Annotated in this window: 25 protein-coding genes; 11 read left to right on the top strand and 14 right to left on the bottom strand. The window is 64.1% G+C overall.

Going from position 1 to position 25,769, the window contains the following annotated elements:
* The first annotated feature begins 291 nt into the window (after nucleotides 1-291).
* Nucleotides 292-1,335: a patatin-like phospholipase family protein gene (locus ACZ9GA_RS19700; RefSeq protein WP_457361125.1), complete on the top strand. Its 1,044-nt coding sequence runs from the start codon at nucleotides 292-294 to the stop codon at nucleotides 1,333-1,335.
* A 95-nt stretch (nucleotides 1,336-1,430) separates the two neighbouring features.
* On the opposite strand, the gene ACZ9GA_RS19705 is transcribed toward ACZ9GA_RS19700, so the two are convergent.
* Nucleotides 1,431-2,297 carry a LysR family transcriptional regulator gene (locus tag ACZ9GA_RS19705; RefSeq protein WP_457361124.1) on the bottom strand — a complete coding sequence of 289 codons (867 nt, stop codon included), beginning with the start codon at nucleotides 2,295-2,297 and terminating at the stop codon, nucleotides 1,431-1,433.
* A 102-nt stretch (nucleotides 2,298-2,399) separates the two neighbouring features.
* On the opposite strand from ACZ9GA_RS19705, the gene ACZ9GA_RS19710 reads away from it, so the two are divergent.
* From ACZ9GA_RS19710 to ACZ9GA_RS19720, 3 genes are all read left to right on the top strand, one after another.
* Nucleotides 2,400-3,107 (top strand): CTP synthase C-terminal region-related (seleno)protein, encoded by a 708-nt coding sequence (locus tag ACZ9GA_RS19710; protein ID WP_457361123.1) that lies wholly within the window; start codon nucleotides 2,400-2,402, stop codon nucleotides 3,105-3,107.
* A gap of 2 nt (nucleotides 3,108-3,109) precedes the next feature.
* Entirely contained in the window at nucleotides 3,110-3,439 is a 330-nt protein-coding gene (locus tag ACZ9GA_RS19715) for an antibiotic biosynthesis monooxygenase family protein (RefSeq protein WP_457361122.1), read from the top strand.
* Between the two features lie 195 nt (nucleotides 3,440-3,634).
* Nucleotides 3,635-4,222, top strand: a complete 588-nt coding sequence (locus ACZ9GA_RS19720; RefSeq protein WP_457361121.1) for a LysE family translocator — start codon at nucleotides 3,635-3,637, stop codon at nucleotides 4,220-4,222.
* Here ACZ9GA_RS19720 and ACZ9GA_RS19725 read toward each other — a convergent pair.
* From ACZ9GA_RS19725 to ACZ9GA_RS19740, 4 genes are all read right to left on the bottom strand, one after another.
* Entirely contained in the window at nucleotides 4,204-5,028 is an 825-nt protein-coding gene (locus ACZ9GA_RS19725) for an AraC family transcriptional regulator (protein ID WP_457361120.1), read from the bottom strand. The two genes, ACZ9GA_RS19720 and ACZ9GA_RS19725, sit on opposite strands and share 19 nt — an antisense overlap.
* Nucleotides 5,029-5,040: 12 nt before the next feature.
* Nucleotides 5,041-6,459, bottom strand: a complete 1,419-nt coding sequence (locus ACZ9GA_RS19730; RefSeq protein WP_457361119.1) for a short-chain fatty acid transporter — start codon at nucleotides 6,457-6,459, stop codon at nucleotides 5,041-5,043.
* A gap of 154 nt (nucleotides 6,460-6,613) precedes the next feature.
* Nucleotides 6,614-7,270 (bottom strand): CoA transferase subunit B, encoded by a 657-nt coding sequence (locus ACZ9GA_RS19735; protein WP_027978607.1) that lies wholly within the window; start codon nucleotides 7,268-7,270, stop codon nucleotides 6,614-6,616.
* A gap of 32 nt (nucleotides 7,271-7,302) precedes the next feature.
* Nucleotides 7,303-8,001 carry a CoA transferase subunit A gene (locus tag ACZ9GA_RS19740; protein WP_027978608.1) on the bottom strand — a complete coding sequence of 233 codons (699 nt, stop codon included), beginning with the start codon at nucleotides 7,999-8,001 and terminating at the stop codon, nucleotides 7,303-7,305.
* Between the two features lie 126 nt (nucleotides 8,002-8,127).
* On the opposite strand from ACZ9GA_RS19740, the gene ACZ9GA_RS19745 reads away from it, so the two are divergent.
* Nucleotides 8,128-9,015 (top strand): LysR family transcriptional regulator, encoded by an 888-nt coding sequence (locus ACZ9GA_RS19745; protein ID WP_457361118.1) that lies wholly within the window; start codon nucleotides 8,128-8,130, stop codon nucleotides 9,013-9,015.
* Here the strand turns inward: ACZ9GA_RS19745 and ACZ9GA_RS19750 are convergent.
* On the bottom strand, nucleotides 8,949-10,184 hold the full coding sequence (locus ACZ9GA_RS19750) for a DUF2235 domain-containing protein (RefSeq protein WP_457361117.1): 1,236 nt from the start codon (nucleotides 10,182-10,184) through the stop codon (nucleotides 8,949-8,951). The genes ACZ9GA_RS19745 and ACZ9GA_RS19750 overlap by 67 nt on opposite strands.
* Before the next feature lie 74 nt (nucleotides 10,185-10,258).
* On the opposite strand from ACZ9GA_RS19750, the gene ACZ9GA_RS19755 reads away from it, so the two are divergent.
* Both ACZ9GA_RS19755 and ACZ9GA_RS19760 read left to right on the top strand, forming a co-directional pair.
* Nucleotides 10,259-11,080, top strand: coding sequence for an aldo/keto reductase (locus ACZ9GA_RS19755; protein ID WP_457361116.1), 822 nt, complete (start codon nucleotides 10,259-10,261; stop codon nucleotides 11,078-11,080).
* A 115-nt stretch (nucleotides 11,081-11,195) separates the two neighbouring features.
* Entirely contained in the window at nucleotides 11,196-11,891 is a 696-nt protein-coding gene (locus ACZ9GA_RS19760) for a GntR family transcriptional regulator (protein WP_457361115.1), read from the top strand.
* Between the two features lie 112 nt (nucleotides 11,892-12,003).
* Here ACZ9GA_RS19760 and ACZ9GA_RS19765 read toward each other — a convergent pair whose 3' ends face one another.
* Nucleotides 12,004-12,906 (bottom strand): LysR family transcriptional regulator, encoded by a 903-nt coding sequence (locus ACZ9GA_RS19765; RefSeq protein ID WP_457361114.1) that lies wholly within the window; start codon nucleotides 12,904-12,906, stop codon nucleotides 12,004-12,006.
* Between the two features lie 124 nt (nucleotides 12,907-13,030).
* Here ACZ9GA_RS19765 and lysA point away from each other — a divergent pair, with 124 nt between their 5' ends.
* Both lysA and mgtA read left to right on the top strand, forming a co-directional pair.
* Nucleotides 13,031-14,257 carry a diaminopimelate decarboxylase gene (gene lysA, locus ACZ9GA_RS19770; RefSeq protein WP_457361113.1) on the top strand — a complete coding sequence of 409 codons (1,227 nt, stop codon included), beginning with the start codon at nucleotides 13,031-13,033 and terminating at the stop codon, nucleotides 14,255-14,257.
* Nucleotides 14,258-14,717: 460 nt separating this feature from the next.
* Complete coding sequence (mgtA, locus tag ACZ9GA_RS19775; protein ID WP_457361112.1) at nucleotides 14,718-17,429, top strand: magnesium-translocating P-type ATPase; 2,712 nt, start codon at nucleotides 14,718-14,720, stop codon at nucleotides 17,427-17,429.
* 100 nt (nucleotides 17,430-17,529) lie between these two features.
* Here mgtA and ACZ9GA_RS19780 read toward each other — a convergent pair whose 3' ends face one another.
* From ACZ9GA_RS19780 to cydP, 6 genes are all read right to left on the bottom strand, one after another.
* Nucleotides 17,530-18,240 carry a FadR/GntR family transcriptional regulator gene (locus ACZ9GA_RS19780; protein WP_457361111.1) on the bottom strand — a complete coding sequence of 237 codons (711 nt, stop codon included), beginning with the start codon at nucleotides 18,238-18,240 and terminating at the stop codon, nucleotides 17,530-17,532.
* 151 nt (nucleotides 18,241-18,391) lie between these two features.
* A complete protein-coding gene (locus ACZ9GA_RS19785; protein ID WP_457361110.1) occupies nucleotides 18,392-18,670 on the bottom strand; it encodes a cyd operon YbgE family protein in 279 nt (92 codons plus the stop codon).
* Entirely contained in the window at nucleotides 18,660-18,776 is a 117-nt protein-coding gene (gene cydX / locus ACZ9GA_RS19790; protein WP_455924820.1) for a cytochrome bd-I oxidase subunit CydX, read from the bottom strand. The genes ACZ9GA_RS19785 and cydX overlap by 11 nt, the downstream gene beginning before the upstream one ends.
* Before the next feature lie 12 nt (nucleotides 18,777-18,788).
* Nucleotides 18,789-19,931, bottom strand: coding sequence for a cytochrome d ubiquinol oxidase subunit II (gene cydB / locus ACZ9GA_RS19795; RefSeq protein WP_457361109.1), 1,143 nt, complete (start codon nucleotides 19,929-19,931; stop codon nucleotides 18,789-18,791).
* A complete protein-coding gene (locus tag ACZ9GA_RS19800; RefSeq protein ID WP_457361108.1) occupies nucleotides 19,931-21,544 on the bottom strand; it encodes a cytochrome ubiquinol oxidase subunit I in 1,614 nt (537 codons plus the stop codon). Before ACZ9GA_RS19800 ends, cydB begins: the two co-directional genes overlap by 1 nt.
* Nucleotides 21,541-21,738 carry a cytochrome oxidase putative small subunit CydP gene (gene cydP, locus ACZ9GA_RS19805; protein ID WP_027978620.1) on the bottom strand — a complete coding sequence of 66 codons (198 nt, stop codon included), beginning with the start codon at nucleotides 21,736-21,738 and terminating at the stop codon, nucleotides 21,541-21,543. Before cydP ends, ACZ9GA_RS19800 begins: the two co-directional genes overlap by 4 nt.
* Nucleotides 21,739-22,130: 392 nt before the next feature.
* Here cydP and ACZ9GA_RS19810 point away from each other — a divergent pair, with 392 nt between their 5' ends.
* Nucleotides 22,131-23,492: an MFS transporter gene (locus tag ACZ9GA_RS19810; RefSeq protein ID WP_457361107.1), complete on the top strand. Its 1,362-nt coding sequence runs from the start codon at nucleotides 22,131-22,133 to the stop codon at nucleotides 23,490-23,492.
* 24 nt (nucleotides 23,493-23,516) lie between these two features.
* Nucleotides 23,517-24,851, top strand: a complete 1,335-nt coding sequence (gene gudD, locus ACZ9GA_RS19815; RefSeq protein ID WP_457361106.1) for a glucarate dehydratase — start codon at nucleotides 23,517-23,519, stop codon at nucleotides 24,849-24,851.
* Nucleotides 24,852-24,981: 130 nt separating this feature from the next.
* Here the strand turns inward: gudD and ACZ9GA_RS19820 are convergent, their stop codons facing one another.
* Nucleotides 24,982-25,722 (bottom strand): hypothetical protein, encoded by a 741-nt coding sequence (locus tag ACZ9GA_RS19820; RefSeq protein ID WP_457361105.1) that lies wholly within the window; start codon nucleotides 25,720-25,722, stop codon nucleotides 24,982-24,984.
* Nucleotides 25,723-25,769 lie beyond the last annotated feature (47 nt).

Genomic DNA, 25,769 nt, shown 5'->3' on the forward strand with positions numbered 1-25,769 from the left:
TTCAGAAGGATGAACAGGCCGTCAAACCTGACCGCAATACGTTGCGGCGAGAAGCAGACTAGAGAATGCCAGGGGGACGTACAACCCCGGCAATTTCAGGTTGGGCAACCCACACCAGCCAGCAAACCCCGTCTTTGCAGGGGTAAAAGCGTTTGCTTGGTATACTCCGCCACCCTTTTCAGAATTTTCCTGCGCCACCATTAGAATCCCCCTACACACCCTTGTCCCACCCCCACCCAATGGCGCATTGTGAACCCACCCACCACCGCCACTGCTCCGGGAGGCACAAGCATGAAAAAACGCGTCGCACTGGTACTGGGCTCCGGCGGCGCCCGGGGGTATGCGCACATTGGCGTGATCGAGGAAATCGAGCGCCGGGGGTATGAAATCGCCTGTGTGGCGGGGTGTTCGATGGGGGCCGTGGTGGGCGGGATTTACGCCGCTGGCAAGCTGGACGAATACCGTAACTGGATCGAGAGCCTGGACTACCTGGACGTGCTGCGCCTGGTGGACGTTAGTTTTCGCCTGGGGGCCATTCGCGGCGAGAAGGTGTTCGGGCAGATCCGCAAGATTGTCGGTGAACTGAACATCGAGGACCTGCGCATTCCCTACACGGCGGTGGCCACCGACCTGACCAACCAGCAGGAAATCTGGTTCCAGGAAGGCTGCCTGCACCAGGCCATGCGCGCCTCGGCAGCCATTCCCAGTTTGTTTACGCCGGTGATTCAGGGCAACCGCATGCTAGTGGATGGCGGCATTCTGAACCCCTTGCCGATCGTGCCGGTGGTGTCCAGCCACTGTGACCTGATCATTGCCGTCAACCTCAACTCCACCAACCAGAAACAGTATCAGTTGCCGGTGATCGAACGGCCGGCGGCGTTCAAGATGCGCTTCAATTCGTTGCTCAGTTCGTTGGGCTCGCACTTGCCGTTCCGTCGTCGCCAGGCCGAGGCGTTGTTGCAGCTGGAGCAGGAAACCCTGAAGCCGGCCGCGGCGATACTGCCCAATCCCTGGCTGGCCGACGCTGCCGCGCCCGACGCGCAGCAGCCGGCGGCGGCCCCCGAGAAAGATGGCGCGCCCAGCTCGGCCACCGGTTCCATCATTCTGGATAACGTGGGGCCGGCGTCGCTGCTGGACCTGATCAACCAGAGTTTCGAGGTGATGCAGACGTCATTGGCGCAGTACAAGATTGCCGGGTACCCACCGGATATTCTGATCAACGTGCCCAAGCGGGTGTGTCGGTTTTTCGAGTTCTACAAGGCGCCGGAGCTGATTGAGCTGGGGCGACTGATTGCCAGTGATACCCTGGACAATTACGAGCGCGAGCGCCGTTGATGCCTCCGTAGCCGCTGCCGCCAGGCTGCGCTGGCCCCTGAGTACACCTGGGATTTCCAGCGAGGCACAGGGCCAGCGCAGCCTGGCGGCAGTGGCTACAGGGGTTGCAAGTGAACCGCCGTGCGCAGTTCGTTGAACAACGTCACCACCGACCGTACCGACCGGCAATCAGGCCGGGTCAGTACCCACAGCGCACTGTCATGCCCCGCCAGCGGCTCGCCCAGCACCGTCAACTCCCCCACCAGAAACTGCGGCAGCACCGCCACGCCCATCCCCGCCCGCACCATCTGCGCCACGGCCAGCATGGAGCTTGCGCGGTACAGCGGCGTCACCCCCGGCAACTGCTCGCGGCGCCAGGCCACACCAGGGTGGTCGGGAATGAAATCATCGGCGGCGATCCAGTTCATCAGCGCCAGGTCGTGGGTGATCAGCCCCGCCAGATAAGCCGGACTGGCACATACCCGATAATGAACGGTGCCCAGACGGCTGCCCACCAGATGTTCAGGCGGTGCCTGGGTCAGGCGCAGGGCGATATCGGCGTCGCGGCGGCTCAGGTTGGCGAAGTCGTTGCTGGTGGTCAGTTCCAGCGCCAGCGCCGGGTAGTTGGGCATGAACTGCGCCAGGGCCGGCAGCAGCACGTGTTGCAGCACAGCGTCGGTACAGGTCAGGCGCACGGTGCCGCTGACCACTTCGCCGCCCTGCTCGACACTGACCTGCGCCACCTGCAAGGCCTGTTCCGCCTGTTCAGCCTGGGCGGCCAGGCTGACCGCCAGCGCGGTGGGCAGGTAGCCGCCGCGGTTTTTCTCGAACAGCGACTGGCCCAGCGCCGACTCCAATCGGCGAATGGCGCGGAACACCGTGGACACGTCCACCGCCAGCAATCGTGACGCGCGCGCCAGCGAGCGGCCCCGCACCAGGGCGAGGATCAGGTCAAGGTCGTGGTGGCTGATGCGATATTGCATGTATGCACGGATACTTTGCCGAAATGCCAATATTGATTGCGCGGGCGCCAGCTTATAGTGGCCATCATCTTGCCGACAAGGCTCACTGAAGGAACGACCGCCATGTCCCCTACCCGCCCGCTGCAGATTGCCCTGATTGGCGATTTCGACGCCTCCATCACCGCCCACCGCGCCATCCAGGCCGCCCTGCCCCTGGCCGGGCGTGCGCTGGGGCTCAGCGTTGAGGCACGCTGCCTGTCCACCGATCAAATCGACGCCGCCGCCCTGGCCCAACCCTTCGACGCCATCTGGTGCATGCCGGGCAGCCCTTATCGGTCGCTGGAAGGTGCCCTTGCCGCCATCCGCCATGCCCGCGAGCAGCGCATCCCCTTCCTCGGCACGTGCGCAGGCTTTCAACATGCCTTGCTGGAATACGCACGTAATGTGCTGGGCTGGGCCGACGCCGAGCATGGCGAGAACTTCCCCGAAGCCGCCCGGGCCATTATCAGCCCGCTCAGTTGCTCCATGGTGGAAGTGCGCGGCGGCTTGCAGCTGATACCCGGCACCCTGATTGCCCAGGCTTACGAAGGGCTGACCATCGAGGAAGGCTACCACTGCAACTATGGCCTCAACCCCGAGTTCGCCGAGGCGCTGCTGTCCGGCCCGCTGCGCACCTGCGCCACGGACGCTGCGGGCGATGTGCGTGCAGTGCAGCTGGAAGGCCACCCCTTCTTCGTCGCCACACTGTTCCAACCCGAACGCGCCGCCCTTGAAGGCCGTGTGCCGCCCCTGCTGACCGCCTTGCTGCACGCTGCCCGCCGGAGCGCCTGAACATGTTCGCCAACACACCCAAGCCGCCGTATTACGCGGTGATATTCACCTCCACGCGCACCGACATCGACGCAGGTTACGGCGAAGTCGCGCAACGCATGGTTGACCTGGCCAGCGCCCAGCCGGGGTTTCTGGGGGTGGAGTCGGCGCGGGGCGAGGATGGTTTGGGGATTACCGTGTCGTATTGGCAGAGCGAGGCGGCGATCCTGGCGTGGAAGGAGCATGCCGAGCATACCGATGCGCGCAATACCGGGCGTGCGCAGTGGTATCAGCGGTGCATCACGCGGGTGGCGCATGTGCAGCGGGCGTATGCCTTTGATCGCGAGGGGTGATCGTCTGATTCCTCGATCACGAACGGTGTAGCCGCTGCCGCCAGGCTGCGCTGGCCCCGATGTACGCTGCAGATCGTCAGCGTGGCATGGGGCCAGCGCAGCCTGACGGCAGCGGCTACAGGGTCATTTCATTCAATACCCGCGCAAGCCTGCATCGTACCTTGGGGGCCAACTCCCTCTACACAGGTACTGCCCATGCAACTCGCCCTCTCCATGGCCACCTTTGCGCTGGCCGCCTCCATCAGCCCCGGCCCTGTCAATCTGGTCGCCCTCAACGCCGGCGCCCGGTATGGCCTGGTGGCCAGCCTGGCCCATGTCGGCGGTGCCACACTGGGGTTCATCCTGTTGCTGTTACCGTGCGGCCTGGGCTTGCACGAGGTACTGGCGCTGTACCCAGGCTTGACCCGAGCCCTGCAGTGGGCAGGCGTGCTGTTCCTGCTGTACCTGGCCTGGCGACTGGCTGCAGATAACGGTCAACTCGACAGTAGCGACCGCCCTCGCCCGCCCTCCCTGACAGGCGGCGCACTGATGCAATGGCTCAACCCCAAAGCCTGGCTGGCCAGCGTGGCGGGCATGGGCGCGTTTGCCGCCGATGGTGACCGGGGCCACCTCTGGCTATTTGCATCGATCTACTTCGTGGTCTGCTTTGTTTCAATCGGCTGCTGGGCCTGGATGGGCAGCGTGGTGCGCGGCCACCTGCAACACCCTGCCGGGGTGCGCCTGTTCAATCGGATACTGGCGTTGTCACTGGTAGGTTGCGCGGCCTATCTGGTCACCGGCTGACCACGATAGTGCCCCGGGGTAGCGGCCAGCTGGCGTTTGAACATCCGTTGCAAGTGCGCCTGGTCGGCAAACCCTGCGCTCAACGCCGCATCGGCTATGTCCCGCCCCTGGCGCAAAGCGGCCCGGGCGGCCCGCAGACGGCAATCCATCAAGTACGCATGAGGCGTCATGCCGAAGCGCTGCTTAAAGGCGCGGATCAGATAAGAGGGAGACAACTGCACCGCCGCGCAGACTTCATCAAGCTTCAAGGGCCGCGCGTACTCGGCCCGCATGTACGCGGCCGCCCGCGTCACAGGCTCCATGCCCTCGGCGGCTGCGGGATGCGTGCCGACGATATCGAGAACATCCTTGAAGAATGCGCGCGCCGCCGCCTGCTTGGAATCGACAGCAAGCGCCGCATCCACCAAGGTTTCATACAGCTCATTGAGACCGACGAACACCCGAGTGTCTGCACAGTATCGCTGCGCCAGCGGCCACAGCCGCTCGCCATCGCCCACGCCCACTTCGCGTTGCAAGGCCGCGAGCCAACCGGCGTCGACGAACACCATGCGGTAGGCCCACGGCTGATCGTCGATGGGGTTGCAGGCGTGCACCTCACCCGGGTTCATCAATACAACATCGCCCACAGCAACCCGCCGCGTCGTGGTGCCGTTCAGGTAAGTGCTGGTGCCGTCCGTGATCGCACCGATGGAGAAGGTGTCATGGGCATGCAGACCATGGCTGATGGTCCGGCCATCCACCACATCGCGCGCCTCGATGAAAGGCAGCGCAGGGTCACGCCAGAATCGGGAGGTGGACGGCCGCATGCTGAAGTCCTGTCAGGGCATTACCGGTGGCACATACTGCAACGTGGTACCCAGCGCCCACAACAGGAACAGCACCAGCGGCACATGCACCAGCAGTTGCACAAAGCTGAAACCGATCAAATCCCGCGCCTTCAACCCCAGCACCCCGAGCAGCGGCAGCATGTAGAACGGATTGATCAGGTTGGGCAGCGCCTCGGCCGCGTTGTAGATCTGCACCGCCCAGCCCAGGTGGTACTTGAGGTCGTTGGCCACCTGCATCACGTAGGGCGCTTCGATGATCCACTTGCCACCGCCCGAGGGGATGAAGAAACCCAGCACCGCCGAGTACACGCCCATCAGCAAGGCGTAGGTGTCGTGGGAAGCGATCTGTACGAAGAAACTGGAGATGTGATGGGCCAACGTCTGCCCTTCACCGCCCTTGACGGTGGTGAGGATGGCGGCGATGGAGCCATACAGCGGGAACTGGATCAGTACGCCCGTGGTGGTGGGCACCGCCCGCGCCACTGCGTCGAGGAAGCTGCGTGGTCGCCAGTGCAGCAATGCGCCCAGCATGATGAACAGGAAGTTGTAGGTGTTGAGCCCGGAAATGGCGGTGATCGCAGGCTTGGTGGAGAACTCGTGATACAGCCAGCCCGCAGCCAGGGCCACCAGCAGCAGGGTCAGCAACGGGCTGTGTTCCAGCCATTCGCCCGGACGGGTGCGCGGGGCCTGGGGCGGCAGGTTGAAGGCAGGGTCGATGCCGCAGGCCTCGGCGTCGCGGGCGCTGTTGGCGCCGGGGGCGGTGGCGTAGGCGATTACCAGCGAGACCACGACCAGGGCGGCGAGCATCACCCCCGATTGCCACAGGAAAATGGTCTGGGTAAACGGAATCACGCCGGTGATGGCCAGGATCGATGGCGGCAGGCTGGCCGGGTTGGCTTGCAGCTGCGCGGCCGAAGACGACAGGCCCAGCGCCCACACGGCGCCCAAGCCAAGGTAAGCGGCGGCTCCGGCCGCGCGGTAGTCCATTTTCAAATCGGTGCGCCGCGCCAAGGCACGCACCAGCAGCCCGCCGAACACCAGCGACAGGCCCCAGTTCAGCAATGAGGCGACCATGGAAATCAAGGCCACCCAGGCCACGGCCGAGCGACCGTTTTTCGGCAAGCGGGCCAGGCGGTCGATGAGTTTGACGGCCGGCGGCGAGCTGGCGACGACGTAGCCGCCAATCACCACGAAGGCCATCTGCATGGTGAACGGAATGAGGCTCCAGAAGCCGTCGCCGAACGCGGTGGCGGTGTCGGTGGGCTTGGCGCCCATGGCCATGGCGGCCAGCGCCACGACGATCACGGCGACGGCGGCGAATACCCAGGAATCGGGGAACCAGCGCTCGGCCCAGTTGGAACAACGCAGGGCGAACCGGGCGTAGCGGCTCTCTTCAAGGTGTGCGGACATGCGGGTATTACCTTTTATTGTCTTTATTGTAGGGTGCTGCAAAACACTGTAGCCGCTGCCGCAGGCTGCGCTGGCCCTTGTGCCCACTGCAGATATCCAGTGAACACGAGGGCCCGCGCAGCCTGCGGCAGCGGCTACGGGTACGTGGTGGTAGTCAGAAAGTCATTTCGATCACATCATCCGGCACGATCAGCTTGCCAGCCGTCTTGGCGACGATCTCCTCAACGCTGATCCCTGGCGCCCGCTCCCGCAGAATGAAAGCGCCATTTTCAATCTCCAGGTACGCAAGATCAGTCAACACCTTGCGGATGCACCCCGCGCCCGTCAGCGGCAGGCTGCACTGGGGCAGCAGCTTGGACTCACCGTCCTTGGACGCATGGGTCATGGTGACGATGATGTTGTCGGCGCCCGCCACCAGGTCCATCGCCCCGCCCATGCCCTTGACCAGCTTGCCGGGGATCATCCACGAGGCGATGTTGCCCTGCACGTCCACCTCGAAAGCACCCAGCACGGTCAGGTCGACGTGGCCGCCACGGATCATTGCAAAGGATTCGGCGGAGTTGAAAATCGACGCGCCCGCACGGGCCGTCACGGTCTGCTTGCCGGCGTTGATCATGTCGGCGTCCAGGGTTTCTTCAGTGGGAAACTCGCCCATGCCCAGCAGGCCGTTTTCCGATTGCAGCATCACGTCGATGTCGTCGGGGACGTAGTTGGCCACCAGGGTCGGGATGCCGATGCCCAGGTTCACGTAGTAGCCATCCTTGAGTTCGCGGGCCACACGCTGGGCCATTTGTTCGCGGGTCAGTGCCATGTGCAAAACCTCTTGTTGTTCTGGGCCGGGCCTTAAGCCTTTACGGTGCGCTTTTCGATGCGCTTTTCGAAGGTGCCGAGGATCACCCGGTCCACGTAGATGCCGGGGGTGTGGATCTGGCTGGGCGGCAGTTCGCCGGGGGCGACGATCTCTTCCACTTCCACCACGGTGATCTTGCCGGCGGCGGCGGCCAGCGGGTTGAAGTTTTGCGCGGTGTGGCGGTAGATGACGTTGCCAAAATGGTCGGCCTTCCAGCCTTTGACGATGGCGAAGTCGCCGGTGATGGCTTCTTCCAGGATGTACTTGCGGCCGTTGAATTCGCGCACTTCCTTGCCTTCAGCCACCGGGGTGCCGTAGCCGGTGGCGGTGTAGAACGCCGGGATGCCCGCACCGCCGGCGCGCATTTTCTCGGCCAGGGTGCCTTGGGGGGTGAGTTCCACTTCCAGTTCACCATCGAGCAACTGACGCTCGAACAGGGCGTTTTCGCCGACGTAGGACGCGATCATCTTGCGGATCTGCCGGTCTTCCAGCAGCACGCCCAGGCCGAAGCCGTCGACGCCGCAGTTGTTGGACACCACCGTCAGGCCGCGCACACCCATGCGCTTGATCTGGGCGATGAGGTTTTCCGGGATGCCACACAGGCCGAAGCCCCCGGACAGCACGGTCATGTTGTCGGTCAGGCCCGCCAGGGCCTCTTCCCAGGTTGCCACGCGCTTGTCGAGTCCTGCCATGTCGATCCGCCTTTTTGTCATTATCGGGCTTAAGCCAGCTTAGCCCAGGAGCGTGTTCAGCCCATCTTCTCGCCAATGGAGTTATTTGTTAATTTTGTTTTTCTGAAGGATTGATTGGGTTTGCAAATGAACGTCAAGCAGCTTCGCGCGTTCCTGGCCGTGGCCCAGGCCCTGAGCTTTGCCCAGGCGGGCGAGCGCCTGCACCTGTCGCAGCCGGCGCTGAGCCTGACCATCAAGGCCTTGGAAGACGATCTGGGCGGCCCTTTGCTGGTCCGCACCACCCGCAGCGTGGCACTGACGCCGGAGGGCGAAACCCTGCTGCCCCTGGCGCGGCAGTTGCTGGCCGACTGGGACAATGCCGAAGAACTGCTGCGACAGCACTTCACCTTGCAGACCGGCAAGGTGTCGATCGCTGCCATGCCCTCTTTCGCGGGCAACCTACTGCCGGCGGCGCTGAAAACCTTTCGCGACCGCCACCCACGGGTCAACGTGGCCGTGCATGACGTGATCAACGAGCAGGTGCTGGAGATGGTGCGCCATCGGCGGGTAGAGCTGGGGATTGGCTTTGAGCCTGAATCGACCAGCTCGCTGGTGTTCACGCCGTTCTATCTGGATCGCTTCGTCGCGGTGGTGCCGGCAGACTCACCCTTGGCCCAGCGCGAACAGATCAGCTGGAAAGAGCTGTTGCAGGAAGATTTCGTCACCCTGCAACGACCCTCGGCCGTGCGCCTGATGCTGGAGCAGGACCTGGCCGCGGTGCACGGCAAGCTGTCGGTGGCGTTCGAAAGTCATCAACTGAGCACCGTGGGCCGCATGGTGGCCAGCGGGCTGGGGGTCAGCGCGGTGCCATCGCTGTGCATCGCGCAGATGGAAGAGCTGGGCGCACGCTGCGTGGCCCTGGATGAGCCGCGCATCGAACGGCGCATCGGCCTGATGCGCCTGGCCGATCACAAACTGTCGGCCGCCGCACAAGCGCTGCAGGACGTGCTCATCGAGTCCGCACGCATCCCGTAGCCGCTGCCGCCAGGCTGCGCTGGCCGGTGTGAACCCGGGAGATCTACAGCGAGGCACGGGCCCAGTGCCATGGCGGCGTTGTGCAGAGGCCCATCATCGGCCACGCTGTACTGCCGCGGCAGATTCCCCGGCTGATACCCCCCACCGTCCATCCGCTGCACCACCGAGCGATGCAACACCGCCCCTTCGGCGATATACCGCGGCCGCGGCTGGCCGAACGGCGGCATGCTGCCGATGGTGAACACGCGCTTGTGCAACGTGAAGCTCCAGGCCCGTCGCGGCAGCCATTCAGCGATTTTCCAGCGCCAGGTCATGGAGTCATGCAGGGTGCCAGGCTGCTGCGCCGCGTGCAGTTCACGCTCGCAACCCTGCTCATCCAGCGCCAACCCCAGCGCCCGCGCCTCGCCCAGCATCCAGCGCAAGGCCGTCAGCGCCGCGCCGCTTTCCGCCACCGGGTAGCCTCCGCCCACGTCGCTGTGCACGCCTGCAAACCACACCTGTTGAACATCGGTACCCTGCCCCGGGCGCTTGAGCCACAGGTTGGGCCGGAAGAAACAGCGGCGCTCGTCAATCGACAGCGCATGGCGCACATGCGCAACCATCGCGTTGCTGGCGGTGTACGGCAGCACCAGCGGGTCGTATACCCAGCCCACCGACTTCACGGTGTCGAACAGCCCGAGCATGTGCACCTTCACCGGACGGCCAAAGGTAGCCTTGAAGGCATCCTGCAGCTGAAATTCAGGTTGGCCCCGCCCATTGCGCGCCTGCAACATCGACCAGGCATAATCGAACAGGTGCGATTCGTGCCCCGGCACCAGGCCGATGGCGTCGATCAGCGCCGCCAGCGCGCGCACCGCGTAGGCGCCACGGGAAAAACCGAACAAGTAGATCTGGTCGCCGTCGCGGTAGTGCTTGGCCAAAAAGCGATAGGCACCGCCCACCGTGCGTTTCAGGCCCCAGCCGAACGCCAGGCCGCACAGCCGCGAAGGCAATTTCTGCCATTCGAACAGGGTTTCGCGCAGGCCAAAGGTGCCCACACCCTGGTCGTAATAGGACATGACCTGCGCAGGGTCGCTCGACACGCAGCGCATCAAGCGCAGGATATTCGTGGGTTGAAGGCTGAAGCGATTGTTGGTGCCGTCCAGGCAGACGACAAGCTGGCGGCCCATGCCTTCTCCTTATGTTGAATGTAAAGTCCTTGCCAAGGTCCGACTATAAGCCATCCATGTTTCAGGGAGTAGCCATGCGCCATCATCCACTCGCAGACACCGCCGTCTCCATCATCGGCCAGGGCACCTGGCGCATGGGCGAAGACCCCAGCGCCAAGCGCCAGGAAGTGGCCGCGCTACAGCAAGGCATCGAGCTGGGTCTGAACCTGATCGACACCGCCGAGATGTATGGCGAAGGCGGCGCCGAACAGGTGGTGGGCCAGGCCATCGCCGGGCGCCGCGACCAGGTGTTCCTGGTCAGCAAGGTGTACCCGCACAACGCCAGCCGCAACGGCGTGGTGGCCGCTTGCGAGCGTAGCCTCAAGCGCCTGGGCACCGAGCACATCGACCTGTACCTGCTGCACTGGCGCGGCCAGTACCCGCTGGCCGAGACTGTGGAAGCCTTCGAGCGCCTGCGCGAACAGGGCAAGATCGGCCGCTGGGGCGTGTCCAATTTCGACGTCGACGACCTGGAAGAACTGGACGACCCGCGTTGCGCCACCAACCAGGTGCTGTACAACCCGGAGGCGCGCGGCATCGAATTCGACCTGCTGCCCTGGAGCCGCCAGCGCAATTTGCCGACCATGGCCTACTGCCCCATCGCCCAGGGCGGCAAGCTGTTGCGCCACGCCACTGTCCAGGGCATTGCCGACAAGCACGGCATCACCGCCGCCCAGGCGTGCCTGGCCTGGGCGCTGCGCCAGGACGGGGTGATCGCCATTCCCAAGGCCGTGCACCCCGACCACGTACGGCAGAATGCCGCTGCGGCCAGCATCCAATTGGATAGCGAAGACCTCGAAAAGCTGGACCAGGCCTGCCCACCGCCCCGTCGCAAGCAGCATCTTGCAATGGTTTGATTGCGACATTTCCCCCCTCGCGGGCCGCTGCCGACCTTTTCAAGGCCCGCCTCGCTGGCGGATAATGCGGCCCCATTGCACCCAGGCTCTGCATGGGCACACCGTTCGAGGAAATATGGTTTCTGTCACCGTCACCGCCAAACAGCTGGAAGTCACCCGCATCGTCGACGTGCTGTCGCGCGCCATTGCCCAGCAACGCCTGCGGCCTGGCACGCGGCTGGTAGAGGCGCAGATCGTCGACACCCTGCAAGCCAACCGCAACCACGTGCAGGTGGCCCTGCAACGCCTGGCCATGCAGCACATCGTCACCATCGAGACCAACCGCGGCGCCATCGTCTCCCAGCCCACGGCCCAGGAGGCCCGGGAAGTGTTCGCCGCCCGCCGCGCCATCGAGCGCGCGATCGTCGAGGGCGTTACCCCCGAGGTGCTGGCCGCCAATGCCGACCTGATCAAAGCGCAGATGGACGCCGAACGCCAGGCCTCGGCCAGCGGCGACCGTCGCGAAACCGTGCGGGTGCGCAGCGAATTCCACCTGATGCTGGGCGATCTGTGTGGCAATCGTTTGCTTCGCGAAATGCTGGGCAACCTGATCGTGCGCAGCTCGCTGATCGTGTCGCTGTACCAGCGCCTGGACACGCCGTCGTGCCGCTGTGACGACCACCAGGCGATTCTTGACGCGCTGCAGTCCGGCAGCAGCGAAAGCGCCATCCACGCGATGTTGCATCACCTGGTGGACCTGGAAGGCCAGCTTGACCTCAATGAACAAAGCGCGCCGGATGTGAACCTGCGTGAGGCGTTGGCTGATCTGTAACGGCTACGCCGCGGTCACGGCCCTGTAGCCGCTGCCGCCAGGCTGCGCTGGCCATCATGTGCACTGAAGATCTTTAGCGAGGCACAGGGCCAGCGCAGCCTGGCGGCAGCGGCTACAGGGCAGTACTCAGCCGGGCCGCTTCGGTCTTCAGGCACTCGGTGAACGCCTCTACCAGCACCGACGCAGGCCGGTATTGCGGCCGGATCAGGCTGACGCTGAACGGCGCCGCTACCGCCAAGGGCCGCAACACCAGGCCTCGGGCAGATTCATCCAGCGCGGTCAGCGGGTTGACGATGGCCACCCCCAGGCCCTGACGCACCATGGCGCACACCGACGCGGCGGTGCTGGTCTCGATCACCGCCAGGCGCTGCACGTTGGCGCGGCGGAACTGCTCATCCAGCATCTTGCGGTACAGGTCCAGCCCCGACAGGTTGATGAAAGCCTGGCCATCGAAGTCGATCAATTCCAGCCGCGCCTTGCCGGCCAGGGCATGCCCCGGCGGCAGCACCGCCACCATGTCCGCACAGAACAGCTCGAAACCCCGCGTGCCCCGTGGCGGATGCCGGCTTTCGATCAGGCCCAGGTCGAAGCGCTGGCCGCTGAGCGATTCCTCCAGCGCCGGCGACTCCTGCGCGGTGATGCTCACTGCCACACCTGGGTACTCACGATTGAACGCCTGGCACGCGGCCGGCAGCAGCACTTGGGCAAACATGGGCAGGCAGGTGATGTTCAGCTGGCCCTGGTCGAAGCGGCGGATGGAATCGGCGACGCTGGCGATCTGCTCCAGGCCCACATAAGCGCGTTGCACTTCCTCGAACAGCATCAATCCCTGGGCCGTGGGCGTCAGCCGGCCTCGCTCACGCACAAACAGCGCCATGCCCAGCAGGCTCTCCAGCCTCGCCAGCTCGCGGCTGACCGTGGGCTGGGAGCTGAACAGCAATTGCGCGGCACCGGTCACGCTGCCGGCGTTCATCACGGCGCGAAACACTTCGATATGACGCAGGGAGATGTCCATACACAGCCTCGCAGACAAATTCAGCCCATATCAGAACTGAATGGCTCAAGAAAAAACAGATATTTTATTGAATGCCTCGATTTGCGCATGATGGCCACCTGTCCAACCTCACGGCCACACGACCATGTTCGATCGCATCCTGCCCCTCGTTCAGCAACACGCCACCCCCTTCTGGACCTATGACGCGGCCATCATCCGCCAGCGCATCAGCCAACTGCAGGGCTTCGACGTGATCCGCTTCGCCCAGAAAGCCTGCTCCAACGTGCACGTGCTCAAGCTGATGCGCGAACAAGGCGTGCAGGTGGACGCGGTGTCGCTGGGCGAGATCGAACGCGCCCTGCTGGCCGGTTTCAGCCCGCAAGGCGAGCCGGCCGGCGTGGTGTTCACCTGCGACCTGCTGGACCGCCCGACGCTGGCCCGTATCATCGAGCTGGACGTGGAGGTCAACTGCGGCAGCATCGACATGCTGCGCCAACTGGGCCAGCAGCACCCCGGCCACCGTGTCTGGATCCGTTTGAACCCAGGCTTTGGCCACGGCCACAGCCAGAAAACCAACACCGGCGGCGAGAACAGCAAGCACGGCATCTGGCACAGCCAGCTGGGTGAAGCCATGGCCGTGGTGCGCCAGTACGACCTGCAACTGGTGGGCCTGCACATGCACATCGGCTCTGGCGTGGACTATGCGCACCTGGAAGAAGTGTGCACGGCCATGGCCGACGCGGTGATCGGCATGGGCCACGACCTGGAGGCCATCTCGGCCGGCGGCGGGCTGTCGGTGCCCTACAAGGATGACCAGCAGCCGGTGGACACCGAGCGCTACGCGGCCATCTGGAACAGCGCCCGCCAGCGCGTGCAGGCCCACCTGGGCCACCCGGTGCGCCTGGAGATCGAGCCGGGGCGTTTCCTGGTGGCCGAGTCGGGCACGCTGGTCACCGAAGTGCGCGCGGTGAAGGACATGGGCAGCCAGCATTTCGTGCTGGTGGACGCCGGCTTCAATGACCTGATGCGCCCGTCGATGTACGGCAGCTATCACGGTTTTACCCTGCTGGACCGCGATGGTCAGCCGCGCACCGGGGCGTTGCAGCCTAGCGTGGTGGCGGGACCGCTGTGCGAATCGGGTGATGTGTTCACCCAGCACGAAGGTGGCCTGGTGGCGCCGCGCCTGCTGCCGCGCGCCGAAGTGGGCGATCTGTTGGTGATCCACACCACCGGGGCCTATGGGGCGTCGATGTCGTCGAACTACAACAGCCGTCCGTTGATTCCGGAAGTGCTGCTGGATGGGGATCAGGTAAAGCTGATTCGTCGTCGTCAGACCTTGGCTGAACTGTTTGCCCTGGAACTCGAGGCGTAGTCATGTAGCCGCTGCCGACAGGCTGCGCTGGCCGGTGTAAACCCTGAAGATCTTCAGTGAGGCATAGGGCCAGCGCAGCCTGCGGCAGCGGCTACGGGTGTGTTGGCGGCGAAAATGAAACTTCCCTCATGATGGCCCGCTGGCTATTGTCCCCCACAAACCCCAAGCGTATGCTGCGCGCGTTTTCAATCACCGCGGAGACCCCACGTGGGCACTTGTTCGAGCGACAGTAGTCGGCCGGTCATCGATACCGGCATTTTCTCGGCGAGATAACGCGCAGTTTCCCTGCCGTGTCTCGCCTTGACGCGAGAGACGGCAATCCTGCCGGCACCCCATTGCGGGCTGCCGCAGCCTTCCCTTCTCCACAGACTCCCCCTGCCCCGGCCTGCAACACTGCAGCCAGGACAGCGCACGTGCCTGCGCGATGGTCTCTCCACTGCCACCTGGGGAAAGCAGCGCCATGAATGTCACCCTGCTCAAAGAGTTCTTCGCAGGTTTCCTGCGAACCCGCCACATCGCCCGGCACTTCCGCCGCCTGGCCTTGTTCGAAACCCTCAATGACGCCAACGTCAGCCGCGAGATACCCCCTACCCTGGCCCACAGCCTGGTAGCGGCCGCGGGCGGTGACAGCCAGGCCCTGCTCGAACGCCTGGGCAGCCACGCCGATGGCCTGAGCGAAGCCCAGGCCCAGGACATCTGCGCCCGCGTGGGCCTCAACGAGGTGGAACACGAGCAGCCACTGGCCTGGCACGTGCACCTGTGGCAGTGCTACAAAAACCCGTTCAACCTGCTGCTGACCCTGCTGGCCGTCGTCTCCTTCGTCACCGAAGACATGAAAGCCACCTTGGTGATCGGCAGCATGGTGGTGCTGTCCACCCTGCTGCGCTTCTGGCAGGAAGCGCGCTCCAACAAGGCCGCCGACGCCCTCAAGGCCATGGTCAGCAACACCGCCACCGTGCGCCGGCGCAATGCCGATGGGCACATGCGCGTAGAGCTGCCGATCAAGCAACTGGTGCCCGGCGATGTGCTGATCTTCAGCGCCGGTGACATGATCCCCGCCGATTGCCGCCTGCTGAGCGCCAAGGACCTGTTCGTCAGCCAGGCGGCCATGACCGGTGAATCCATGCCGGTGGAAAAATTCGTGCAACTGCGCGACCCGGCCACACGCAACCCCCTGGAGCTGGACAACATTCTGTTCATGGGCACCAACGTGGTGTCGGGTGCCGCCACTGCCGTGGTGGTCGCCACCGGTAACGGCACCTATTTCGGCGCCCTGGCCCAGCGCGTCAGCGCCACCGACCGCGCGCCGACAGCGTTCCAGAGCGGCGTCAACAAGATCAGCTGGCTGCTGATCCGCTTCATGCTGGTGATGGCGCCGCTGGTGCTGTTCATCAACGGTTTCACCAAGGGTGACTGGATGCAAGCGGTGCTGTTCGCGCTGTCCATCGCCGTGGGCCTGACCCCGGAAATGCTGCCGATGATCGTCACCTCGACCCTGGCCAAGGGCGCGGTGTTCCTGTCGCGCAAGAAGGTCATCGTCAAGCGCCTGGACGCCATCCAGAACTTCGGCGCCATGGACGTGCTGTGCACCGACAAGACCGGCACCCTGACCCAGGACAAGATTTTCCTGGCGCGCCACGTGGACGTGTGGGGCCAGGAATCGGATGAAGTGCTGGAGATGGCCTACCTCAACAGCTACTACCAGACGGGCCTGAAAAACCTGCTGGACGTGGCCGTGCTGGAGCACGTGGAAGTGCAGCGCGACCTGCAGGTGGCCACTGCCTTCCGCAAGGTCGATGAGATTCCGTTCGACTTCAATCGTCGGCGCATGTCGGTGGTGGTGGCCGAGCACGACCAGCACCACGTGCTGATCTGCAAAGGCGCCGTGGAAGAGATTCTGTCGGTGTGCCACCAGGTGCGCCACGGCGACCAGGTGGAACCGCTGGACGAGACCCTGCTGGAACGCATCCGCCACGTGACCGCCGAGCTCAACGCCGAAGGCCTGCGCGTGGTAGGCGTGGCCGCCAGCGAGCGCCCGCCAACCCAGGACACCTACGGCCTCAACGACGAACGCGAACTTACCCTGATCGGCTACGTGGCCTTCCTCGACCCGCCCAAGGAAAGCACCGCGCCCGCGCTCAAGGCCCTGGCCGAACACGGCGTAGCGGTAAAGGTGCTGACTGGCGACAACGAATTGGTCACCGCCAAGATCTGCCGCGAAGTGGGCCTGGCCCAGCAAGGCCAGCTGATGGGCAACGACATCGAGGACATGAGCGACGCGCAACTGGCCGTGGCCGTGGAAACCACCAACGTGTTCGCCAAACTGACACCTGCGCACAAGGAACGCATCGTGCGCCTGCTCAAGGCCAACGGCCACGTGGTTGGCTTCATGGGCGACGGCATCAACGACGCCCCCGCCCTGCGCACTGCCGATATCGGTATTTCGGTGGACAGCGCCGTGGACATCGCCAAGGAGGCGGCCGACATCATCCTGCTGGAAAAGAGTTTGATGGTGCTGGAAGAAGGCGTGTTGGAAGGCCGTCGCACCTTCGCCAACATGCTCAAGTACATCAAGATGACCGCCAGCTCCAACTTCGGCAACGTCTTCTCGGTGCTGGTGGCCAGTGCGTTCATCCCGTTCCTGCCGATGCTGCCGATGCACCTGCTGGTGCAGAATCTGCTGTACGACATTTCGCAGATCGCTGTGCCGTTCGACAACGTCGACGACGAGATGCTGCTGAAACCGCAGCGCTGGCAGCCCGCGGAGGTGGGGCGTTTCATGCTGTTCTTCGGGCCGATCAGCTCGGTGTTCGACATCACCACCTTCGCCCTGATGTGGTACGTGTTCGGCGCCAATAGCCCTGAGCACCAGACCCTGTTCCAGTCGGGCTGGTTCATCGTCGGGCTGCTGACCCAGACCCTGGTGGTGCACATGATCCGCACACCGAAAGTGCCGTTCTTGCAAAGCCGCGCAGCCATGCCGTTGATGGTGATGACCGGGGTGATCATGGCGATCGGCATCTTCCTGCCGATGGGGCCGCTGGCGCACTACTTCAAACTGCAGGCGCTGCCGCCGCTGTACTTTGCGTTTTTGCCGCTGATTCTGGTGGCGTATGTGGCGTTGACCCAGGCGATGAAGCGTTTCTATATCCGCCGCTTCGGTTGGCAGTAAATCCGCGTCGTCTGCTTCCCGAGCTTCGCCCGGTCCCACAAGCGGAACGCGCTATCCGCTTGTGGGACCGGGCGAAGCTCGGGAAGCAGGCGCCACCGATTCACCCCCCGGAAAAACGATCCCGGCTGTTGGTCAGGTGCAACACCATCGCCGCCCGCGCCGCATCCGGGTCCTGCTTGCGGATGGCATTGAGAATGGCCTCATGCTCCTGGTTCGCCAGGTAGCCCAGCCGCGCAAAATCGGCATCCCCGCGCTCATCACCCGTAACCCGTGTACGCGGAATCATCGTGTCGCCCAGGTGCTGCATGATCTCGGTGAAATAGGTGTTGCCCGTGGCCTCGGCGATCAACTGGTGGAAGCGCTTGTCCTCTTCCACGCAGCTGTCGTTATTGGCCAGGGAGGCCTGGTAATCGGCCAGTGCCTGACGCATGCGTTGCAGCTGATCGTCGCTGCGGCGCACGGCCGCCAGGGCCACGGCCTGCACCTCCAGGCCCATGCGCAATTCGAGAATGCCGCGCACACTGGCCGCGGTGTCCAGGCTCAGGCGCAAGCCCAGTTGCGACTCACGCTCCAGCACGAAGGTGCCGATGCCGTGACGGGTTTCCACCAGGCCCGAGGCCTGCAATTTGGAGATGGCCTCGCGCACCACCGTGCGGCTGACGCCGTGCTCGCGCACGATGGTAGGCTCGGACGGCAGCTTGTCGCCGGGGCGGAACTGCCCCAGCAGAATCTGCTGGCGCAGCGCCTCGACCAGGTCATGGGCCAGGCTGGTGGCGCGCTTGCGCGTGGGGGCGTTGATTGGGTCGTGCATGCCAACGGGTTCCGCCAGAAAGGGTCATGAACCAGCTTACCACCAACAGCCCCCTACACACCTGTAGCCGCTGCCGCCAGGCTGCGCTGGCCAGCGTGACCCCTGAAGATCTGCAGTGAGGCATGGGGCCAGCGCAGCCTCGCGGCAGCGGCTACAGGGTGGCGTATCCGAGGATCATCAATGACCAGGCCACCAACGGATGAAACACCACCCGCCAGCACCACGCCCGCGGGTCAAACCCCACCCCATGCACGTACCCCGCCGCAATGCCCCACAACATCAGCATCAACAGCCCATGGCTGTACTGCCCGCGTCCATCCAGCAGCAACACCGGGTGCACCAGCAAAATCAGGCTCAACGGCAGCACCAGCGCCAACGACACCCAGCGGCTGCCGGGGCGCCGCAGCGCCCCCATGGCTTCAGCGTTCACCCGCGCCCTCCTCGTCCAGCGAGCCGCTGGCTTCCAGCCACAAGGCGTTGATGATGCCGAAGCTGCAGGCCAGCAACACACCCAATATCCAGGCGAAATACCACATGTCGGTCACTCCTCAGTAAAGGCTGTGGGGGTTGCTGTCGATGTGCGCGGTGGTGACCTTGCCCCACATCTTTGCGTAGCACCACAGCGTGTAGCACAGGATCAGCGGCACGAAGATCGTCGCCGCCACCAGCATGATGATCAGCGTGGTGTGGCTGGACACCGCGTCCCACACAGTCAGGCTCGACGCCGGGTCGAGGCTGGACGGCATGACGAAGGGGAACAGCGCAAAGCCTGCGGTGCACAGCGTACCGACGATGGCCAGGCTGCTGCCCAGGAAGGCCGAACGCGGTTTGCCGGCCAACGACGCCAGCAAGGCCAGCACACCGCCGAACACACCCAGCAGCGGTGCGATGCCAGTCAACGGATAGCGCACATAGTTGCCCAGCCACCCGTGGTTGCCCGCCTCCACAGTCTTGGCCAGCGGGTTGAGCGCGGCATTGGGGTCGAAACTGGAGGTAATCGACAGCCCCTGGATATCGCCCAGCTCCAACCATGCGCCGGCGCCCAGGAACGCCAACAGGTACACCAATGCGAGCAACAGCGACGCCAACCGCGCACGCTGGCCGATGGCGCCCTCGGTCCGCATCATCAGCCAGGTGCCGCCGTGCAGGGTCAGCATGCTCAGGCTGACCACCCCGGCCACCAGGCCGAAGGGGCTCAGCAGTTGCCAGAACGAGCCGTGATAACTGCTGCGCAGGCTGTCATCGAACTGGAACGGCAGGCCCAGCAGCAAGTTGCCGAAGGCCACGCCAAACACCAGCGACGGCACCAGCGCGCCGACAAACAGCGCCCAGTCCCAGCTTTGGCGCCAGCGGGTGTTTTCCAGCTTGCTGCGGTAATCGAAACCCACCGGCCGCACGAACAGCGCAAACAGCACCAGCAGCAGTGCCCAGTACAACCCGGAGAACGCCGCCGAATACACCAGCGGCCACGCCGCAAACAGCGCACCGCCAGCAGTGATCAGCCACACCTGGTTGCCGTCCCAGTGCGGCGCGATGGTGTTGATCACCACGCGACGCTCATTGTCGTTGCGGCCCACGAACGGCATCAGTGCCGCCGCGCCCAGGTCGAAGCCATCAGTCAGGGCGAAGCCGATCAGCAACACCCCCACCAGCACCCACCAGATCAGCTTGAGGTTTTCGTAGTCGAACATCAGTGGGCTCCTTTAATCAGGGTCAGCTCGGCGCCGTGCTGTTTTTTGTCAGCAACGGCGTGGCCATCGCGCTCGAAGTGGTAGCGGCCGGTGTGCAGGCTGCTCGGCCCCAGGCGGGCGAACTTGATCATCAGGTACATCTCGATCACCAGCAGCACGCTGTAGAACGCCACCAGCGCCAGCAGCGAGGCCCACACGTCCGCCGACGACAGGCTGGACGCCGACAAATGCACGGGCAGCACCTCACCGATCGACCAGGGCTGGCGCCCATGCTCGGCCACGTACCAACCGGTCTGCGTCCCCACCCACGGCAGCGGCAGGCTCAACACCGCCCAGCGCAGCAGCCAGCGCTTGCGGGTTTCGTTCTTGCGCGCCGAGGCCCAGAAGGCGCACACCAACAGCATCAGCATCAGGAAGCCGCTGAGCACCATCAGGCGGAACGTCCAGAAAATCGAGGCCACGCCGGGGATGGAATCCAGCGCCGCCTGCTTGATCTGCTCATCGCTGGCATCGACCACCTTGTCGGTGTATTTCTTCAGCAGTAGGCCGTAGCCCAGGTCTTTCTTCACGGCATTGAAGTCGGCCAGGGCCTGGTCGCTGTGATCGCCAGCACGCAGGCGACCCAGCGCCTGGTAGGCGAGCATGCCCTTGCGGATACGCACTTCGTGGTCGCTGACCAGGTCCTTGATACCGGTGACCTGCTTGTCCACCGAACGGGTGGCGATGATGCCCATCACATAGGGGATCTTCACCGCGTAGTCGGTGCGCTGCTCGGCCTGGTTGGGCAAGCCGAACAGGGTAAACGACGCCGGGGCCGGCTCGGTGTCCCACTCGGCCTCGATGGCGGCCAGCTTGGTTTTCTGCACGTCGCCGATCTCGTAGCCGGACTCGTCACCCAGCACGATCACCGACAGCACCGAGGCCAGGCCGAACGCTGCAGCAATGGCGAACGAGCGGCGGGCAAAGCCGATGTCGCGCCCCTTGAGCAGGTACCAGCTGGAAATCGCCAGCACAAAGATCGCGCCGGTGACGTAACCCGCCGCCACCGTGTGCACGAACTTCACCTGCGCCACCGGGTTGAGCAGCAACTGGCTGAAGGTGGCCAGTTCCATGCGCATGGTGACGAAGTTGAATTCGGCACCCACCGGGTTCTGCATCCAGCCGTTGGCGATCAGAATCCACAGCGCCGACAGGTTCGAGCCGATTGCCACCAGCCAGGTGACGCTCAAATGCTGCACCCGGCTTAGGCGGTCCCAGCCGAAGAAGAACAGGCCAATGAAGGTCGACTCCAGGAAGAACGCCATCATGCCTTCGATGGCCAGCGGCGCACCGAAGATGTCGCCCACGTAGTGGCTGTAGTAGGCCCAGTTGGTGCCGAACTGGAACTCCATGGTCAGCCCGGTGGTAACGCCCAGGGCAAAGTTGATGCCGAACAGTTTGCCCCAGAAGCGGGTCATGTCCTTGTACACCTGCTTGCCCGTCATCACGTAGACGGACTCCATGATGGCCAGCAGGAAGGTCATGCCGATGGTCAGGGGCACGAACAGGAAGTGATACAGCGCGGTCATTGCGAACTGCAGCCGGGATAGGTCGACGACTGATTCGGAAATCATTTCGGACTCTTCTCAAGGGGGGCGGAGGGGGTGCCGAACAGATGTCGGCTGACATTCGTGCCGTCGTCCTTGACGTCTGCCGCCGGGCCGAACCACACCAGACGGATCCCCACCAGCAGTACCAGCTTGATCACCAGAATCAGGGCGATTTCCTTGCCCAGCGGTTTCTTCAGAAAGTCGAAATGACCGGTCATGAGGGCTACTCGGTGGAGGTGCGCCATTCTTGTCGCCGCCCCTTTGGCGAGAATTGATCCAGATCAATTTCAAAACGCCATCACTGTGTGGCAAAGCGCCACACCACGATTGATAAACACATCATACAAGCACGCCTGTAGCCGCTGCCGCCAGGCTGCGCTGGCCCTGTCCTTCACTGGAGATCTGCAGCGACCACCCCGGCCAGCGCAGCCTGGCGGCAGCGGCTACAGGTGTATTTTTAGATCGGTCCTGCTGCGTTGATCGTCATGCTTAGATCAACTCATTCCACTAAAACCCATTGCTTCAAATGAACTCGACTTGTACGATGACTGGCAACAGGTAACCACCTGCCCCTACCCGCATAAAAATAATCAGTGGGAGATTTTGAATTGTGACCAATTCAACGCAGTCCTCAGCCGTCCTCGACGGCGATCCGCTGCTGGCACGCGCCGTCAGCAAAGTGAAGCGCCATGTACTGCCGCTTTTCGTCCTGATGTTCATCGTCAACTACATCGACCGGGTCAACATCGGCTTTGTGCGCACGCACATGGAGCACGACCTGGGCATCGGTGCGGCGGCCTATGGCCTGGGCGCCGGGTTGTTCTTCATCGGTTACGCGCTGTTCGAAGTGCCTTCCAACATCCTGCTGCAAAAAGTCGGCGCCCGCGTGTGGCTGACGCGCATCATGTTCACCTGGGGCATCGTCGCCACGATGATGGCCTTCGTGCAGAACGAGACCCAGTTCTACATCCTGCGGGTGCTGCTGGGCGTCGCCGAAGCCGGCTTCTTCCCCGGCGTGCTCTACTACTTCACCCGCTGGTTGCCCGGCGCTGAACGCGGCAAGGCCATCGCCATCTTCCTCAGCGGCTCGGCCGCCGCCTCGCTGATCTCCGGGCCGCTGTCCGGCGCACTGCTGCAACTCGACGGCCTGGGCCTCAAAGGCTGGCAGTGGATGTTCGCCATCGAAGGCATGGTGTCGGTTTTGCTGGGCTTCTTCGTGTGGTTCTGGCTGGACTCCAAGCCCCATGACGCCAAATGGCTGAGCCGCCCGGAACAAGACGCACTGGTCGACGCCATCGACCAGGAACAGAAAGACCGCGACGCCTTGCACATCATCAAGCCCACCTTGGGCAAGCTGCTCAAGGACGGTCAGATCCTGATCTTCTGCGTGCTGTACTTCTGCATTCAACTGACCATCTACGCCGCCACCTTCTGGCTGCCCAGCATCATCAAAAAGATGGGCGACCTCAGCGACATGCAGGTGGGCCTGTTCAACTCCATCCCCTGGCTGATCTCGATCATCGCCATGTACGGCTTCGCCGCGCTGTCGGGCAAATTCCGCTTCCAGCAGGCCTGGGTCGCCACCGCGCTGCTGATCGCTGCCGCCGGCATGTTCCTGTCCACCACGGGCGGGCCGGTCTTTGCCTTTGTCGCCGTGTGCTTCGCTGCCATCGGCTTCAAGTCGGCCTCGTCGCTGTTCTGGCCGATCCCCCAGGCCTACCTGGACGTGCGCATCGCCGCCGCTGTGATCGCCCTGATCAACTCCCTGGGCAACCTGGGCGGCTTCGTTGCCCCGGCCACCTTCGGCCTGTTGGAACAGAGCACCGGCTCCATCCAGGGCGGCCTGTACGGCCTGACCGCCACCTCGATCCTGGCCGCGGTGCTGGTGTTCTTCGCCCGCACCCAGCCCAAAGCCCCGACTGCCACCCCCAGCGCGCCCCTGCACGGCACCGCCCTGGGCAAAGCACACTGACTTCCCTCTGACAAGGAACCCGACATGAGCAGCCAACGCACCCCCGTCGTCACCCAGCTTCAAGTGATCCCCGTGGCCGGCCACGACAGCATGCTGATGAACCTCAGCGGCGCCCACGGCCCGTACTTCACCCGCAACATCGTCATCCTCACCGACAGCAGCGGCAACGTCGGCGTGGGCGAAGTACCCGGCGGCGAACGCATCCGCGAAACCCTGGAAGACGCCCGCAGCCTGGTGGTAGGCCAGCCCATCGGCCAGTACCAGCGCGTGCTCAACCAGATACGCAGCACCTTCGCCGCCCGCGACGCCGCCGGCCGCGGCCTGCAGACCTTCGACCTGCGCATCACCATCCACGCCGTCACCGCCATGGAGGCCGCCCTGCTCGACCTGCTGGGCCAGTTCCTGGAAGTGCCGGTGGCCGCCCTGCTGGGTGAAGGCCAGCAACGCGACGCCGTGAAAATGCTCGGCTATCTGTTCTACGTCGGTGACCGCAGCGCCACCAACCTGGCCTACCGCAGCGAACCCGATGCCAGCGACGACTGGAGCCGCCTGCGTCACGAAAAGGCCATGACCCCCGAAGCCGTGGTGCGCCTGGCCGAAGCTGCCAAGGCCAAGTACGGTTTCAACGACTTCAAGCTCAAGGGCGGCGTACTGCGCGGCGAAGAAGAAATCGAAGCCGTCACCGCCCTGGCCGAACGCTTCCCCGACGCGCGCATCACCCTGGACCCCAATGGCGCCTGGTCGCTGAAAGAAGCCATCGCCCTGTGCCGCGACCAGCACAAGGTGCTGGCCTACGCCGAAGACCCGTGCGGCGCTGAAAACGGCTACTCGGGCCGCGAAGTGATGGCCGAATTCCGCCGCGCCACGGGCCTGCCCACCGCCACCAACATGATCGCCACCGACTGGCGCGAAATGGGCCACGCCATCCAGTTGCAATCGGTGGACATCCCCCTCGCCGACCCGCACTTCTGGACCATGCAGGGCTCGGTGCGCGTGGCGCAGATGTGCAACGAATGGGGCCTGACCTGGGGCTCGCACTCCAACAACCACTTCGACATCTCCCTGGCCATGTTCACCCAGGTGGCCGCCGCCGCCCCCGGCGACATCACCGCCATCGACACCCACTGGATCTGGCAGGACGGCCAGCGCCTGACCAAGGCCCCGCTGCAGATCGAAGGCGGCTACGTGAAGGTCCCGGCCAAGCCGGGCCTGGGCGTGGACATCGACATGGACGCCGTGGCCAAGGCCCATGAACTGTACAAAGGCATGGGCCTGGGCGCGCGCGATGACAGCGTGGCGATGCAGTTCCTGATTTCGGGGTGGAAGTTCGATAACAAGAAGCCGTGCATGGTGCGCTGAGGTTCTGGCACACCCAGCTGCACACGCCTGTAGCCGCTGCCGCCAGGCTGCGCTGGCCCCTCGATACGCTGCAGATTTGCGGTGGGTCCAGGGCTCGCGCAGCCTGGCGGCATCGGCTACGCGCAGGGACTCACATAAACAGCAACGCCCACAACAGAAAGTAGATGCCGGCAGTAAGGCGTGCCAGCCGGCCCGGCACGATCACTGCCAGGCGCCAAGCGCTCGACACCAGCCAAGGGCTGCTGCTGGTCAGGTGAGGCAACCTCAGCCCTGCTTTTTGATCTTTCAGCAGCGTACTGATCAACGCCATGCGACGCTGGCGCCCCATCAGCGAGTCCCCACTGATAGCGCGGTGCTGCTCCACCATGGTCGGCCCGCCCACGGTATGCTCCAGACGCTCGACGCAGCGCCAGCTGAATATCGTATAGAGGGCCATTCCGGCCCCGAATCCTAAAGCGCAAATGCCCATCGCCCCCACCACCAAGCGCTCCTGCTCAGTGCTATCGGCTTGCCAGCTTTCGGAGAACAGGCTCAGCACTGGCGTAAGCATAAGTCCCAGTGCCAAATAGAAAAACACTTCGCTGGGCAGCACTATCCAAAGCCGCAAGGTTTTCGGAAACCCGATGATCTGCCGGGCAGGCACGCTGCCGTCCAGCACGTGCGGTAGCGGATCACGCAGCACCATTACCACTCTCTGCAAAGCATCGGCGCCATAGCCGTTGGGGATGGACAGGCCGCTCAGATGCTTGCGGATTGCATTAAGACGCGAGCGGGTAACAAGCCATAGCACAATGAACGTGACGAGCACGGCACTCCAGAACCAGCGGGTAATGAGGGCAAGTACCCAGTCGCCAACGTTGAATTCGATCATGAAGCAGTCCTTGCCGGGAAAGTCCTGGTTGCCTGGTGAACGTATCG

Source organism: Pseudomonas sp. TE3644, from assembly GCF_056278815.1.

What these genes read in the sequence shown, in the direction of transcription:
- ACZ9GA_RS19745 (WP_457361118.1), top strand. Translation starts at nt 8,128, where the DNA reads ATGAACGTCAAGCAGCTTCGCGCGTTCCTGGCCGTGGCCCAGGCCCTG.
- ACZ9GA_RS19800 (WP_457361108.1), bottom strand. Translation starts at nt 21,544, where the DNA reads ATGATTTCCGAATCAGTCGTCGACCTATCCCGGCTGCAGTTCGCAATG.
- ACZ9GA_RS19700 (WP_457361125.1), top strand. Translation starts at nt 292, where the DNA reads ATGAAAAAACGCGTCGCACTGGTACTGGGCTCCGGCGGCGCCCGGGGG.
- ACZ9GA_RS19760 (WP_457361115.1), top strand. Translation starts at nt 11,196, where the DNA reads ATGGTTTCTGTCACCGTCACCGCCAAACAGCTGGAAGTCACCCGCATC.
- cydX (WP_455924820.1), bottom strand. Translation starts at nt 18,776, where the DNA reads ATGTGGTATTTCGCCTGGATATTGGGTGTGTTGCTGGCCTGCAGCTTC.
- ACZ9GA_RS19715 (WP_457361122.1), top strand. Translation starts at nt 3,110, where the DNA reads ATGTTCGCCAACACACCCAAGCCGCCGTATTACGCGGTGATATTCACC.
- ACZ9GA_RS19730 (WP_457361119.1), bottom strand. Translation starts at nt 6,459, where the DNA reads ATGTCCGCACACCTTGAAGAGAGCCGCTACGCCCGGTTCGCCCTGCGT.
- ACZ9GA_RS19725 (WP_457361120.1), bottom strand. Translation starts at nt 5,028, where the DNA reads ATGCGGCCGTCCACCTCCCGATTCTGGCGTGACCCTGCGCTGCCTTTC.
- ACZ9GA_RS19755 (WP_457361116.1), top strand. Translation starts at nt 10,259, where the DNA reads ATGCGCCATCATCCACTCGCAGACACCGCCGTCTCCATCATCGGCCAG.
- ACZ9GA_RS19820 (WP_457361105.1), bottom strand. Translation starts at nt 25,722, where the DNA reads ATGATCGAATTCAACGTTGGCGACTGGGTACTTGCCCTCATTACCCGC.
- ACZ9GA_RS19765 (WP_457361114.1), bottom strand. Translation starts at nt 12,906, where the DNA reads ATGGACATCTCCCTGCGTCATATCGAAGTGTTTCGCGCCGTGATGAAC.
- ACZ9GA_RS19710 (WP_457361123.1), top strand. Translation starts at nt 2,400, where the DNA reads ATGTCCCCTACCCGCCCGCTGCAGATTGCCCTGATTGGCGATTTCGAC.
- ACZ9GA_RS19750 (WP_457361117.1), bottom strand. Translation starts at nt 10,184, where the DNA reads ATGGGCCGCCAGCTTGTCGTCTGCCTGGACGGCACCAACAATCGCTTC.
- cydP (WP_027978620.1), bottom strand. Translation starts at nt 21,738, where the DNA reads ATGACCGGTCATTTCGACTTTCTGAAGAAACCGCTGGGCAAGGAAATC.
- ACZ9GA_RS19735 (WP_027978607.1), bottom strand. Translation starts at nt 7,270, where the DNA reads ATGGCACTGACCCGCGAACAAATGGCCCAGCGTGTGGCCCGCGAACTC.
- cydB (WP_457361109.1), bottom strand. Translation starts at nt 19,931, where the DNA reads ATGTTCGACTACGAAAACCTCAAGCTGATCTGGTGGGTGCTGGTGGGG.
- lysA (WP_457361113.1), top strand. Translation starts at nt 13,031, where the DNA reads ATGTTCGATCGCATCCTGCCCCTCGTTCAGCAACACGCCACCCCCTTC.
- ACZ9GA_RS19780 (WP_457361111.1), bottom strand. Translation starts at nt 18,240, where the DNA reads ATGCACGACCCAATCAACGCCCCCACGCGCAAGCGCGCCACCAGCCTG.
- gudD (WP_457361106.1), top strand. Translation starts at nt 23,517, where the DNA reads ATGAGCAGCCAACGCACCCCCGTCGTCACCCAGCTTCAAGTGATCCCC.
- ACZ9GA_RS19740 (WP_027978608.1), bottom strand. Translation starts at nt 8,001, where the DNA reads ATGGCAGGACTCGACAAGCGCGTGGCAACCTGGGAAGAGGCCCTGGCG.
- ACZ9GA_RS19705 (WP_457361124.1), bottom strand. Translation starts at nt 2,297, where the DNA reads ATGCAATATCGCATCAGCCACCACGACCTTGACCTGATCCTCGCCCTG.
- ACZ9GA_RS19720 (WP_457361121.1), top strand. Translation starts at nt 3,635, where the DNA reads ATGCAACTCGCCCTCTCCATGGCCACCTTTGCGCTGGCCGCCTCCATC.
- mgtA (WP_457361112.1), top strand. Translation starts at nt 14,718, where the DNA reads ATGAATGTCACCCTGCTCAAAGAGTTCTTCGCAGGTTTCCTGCGAACC.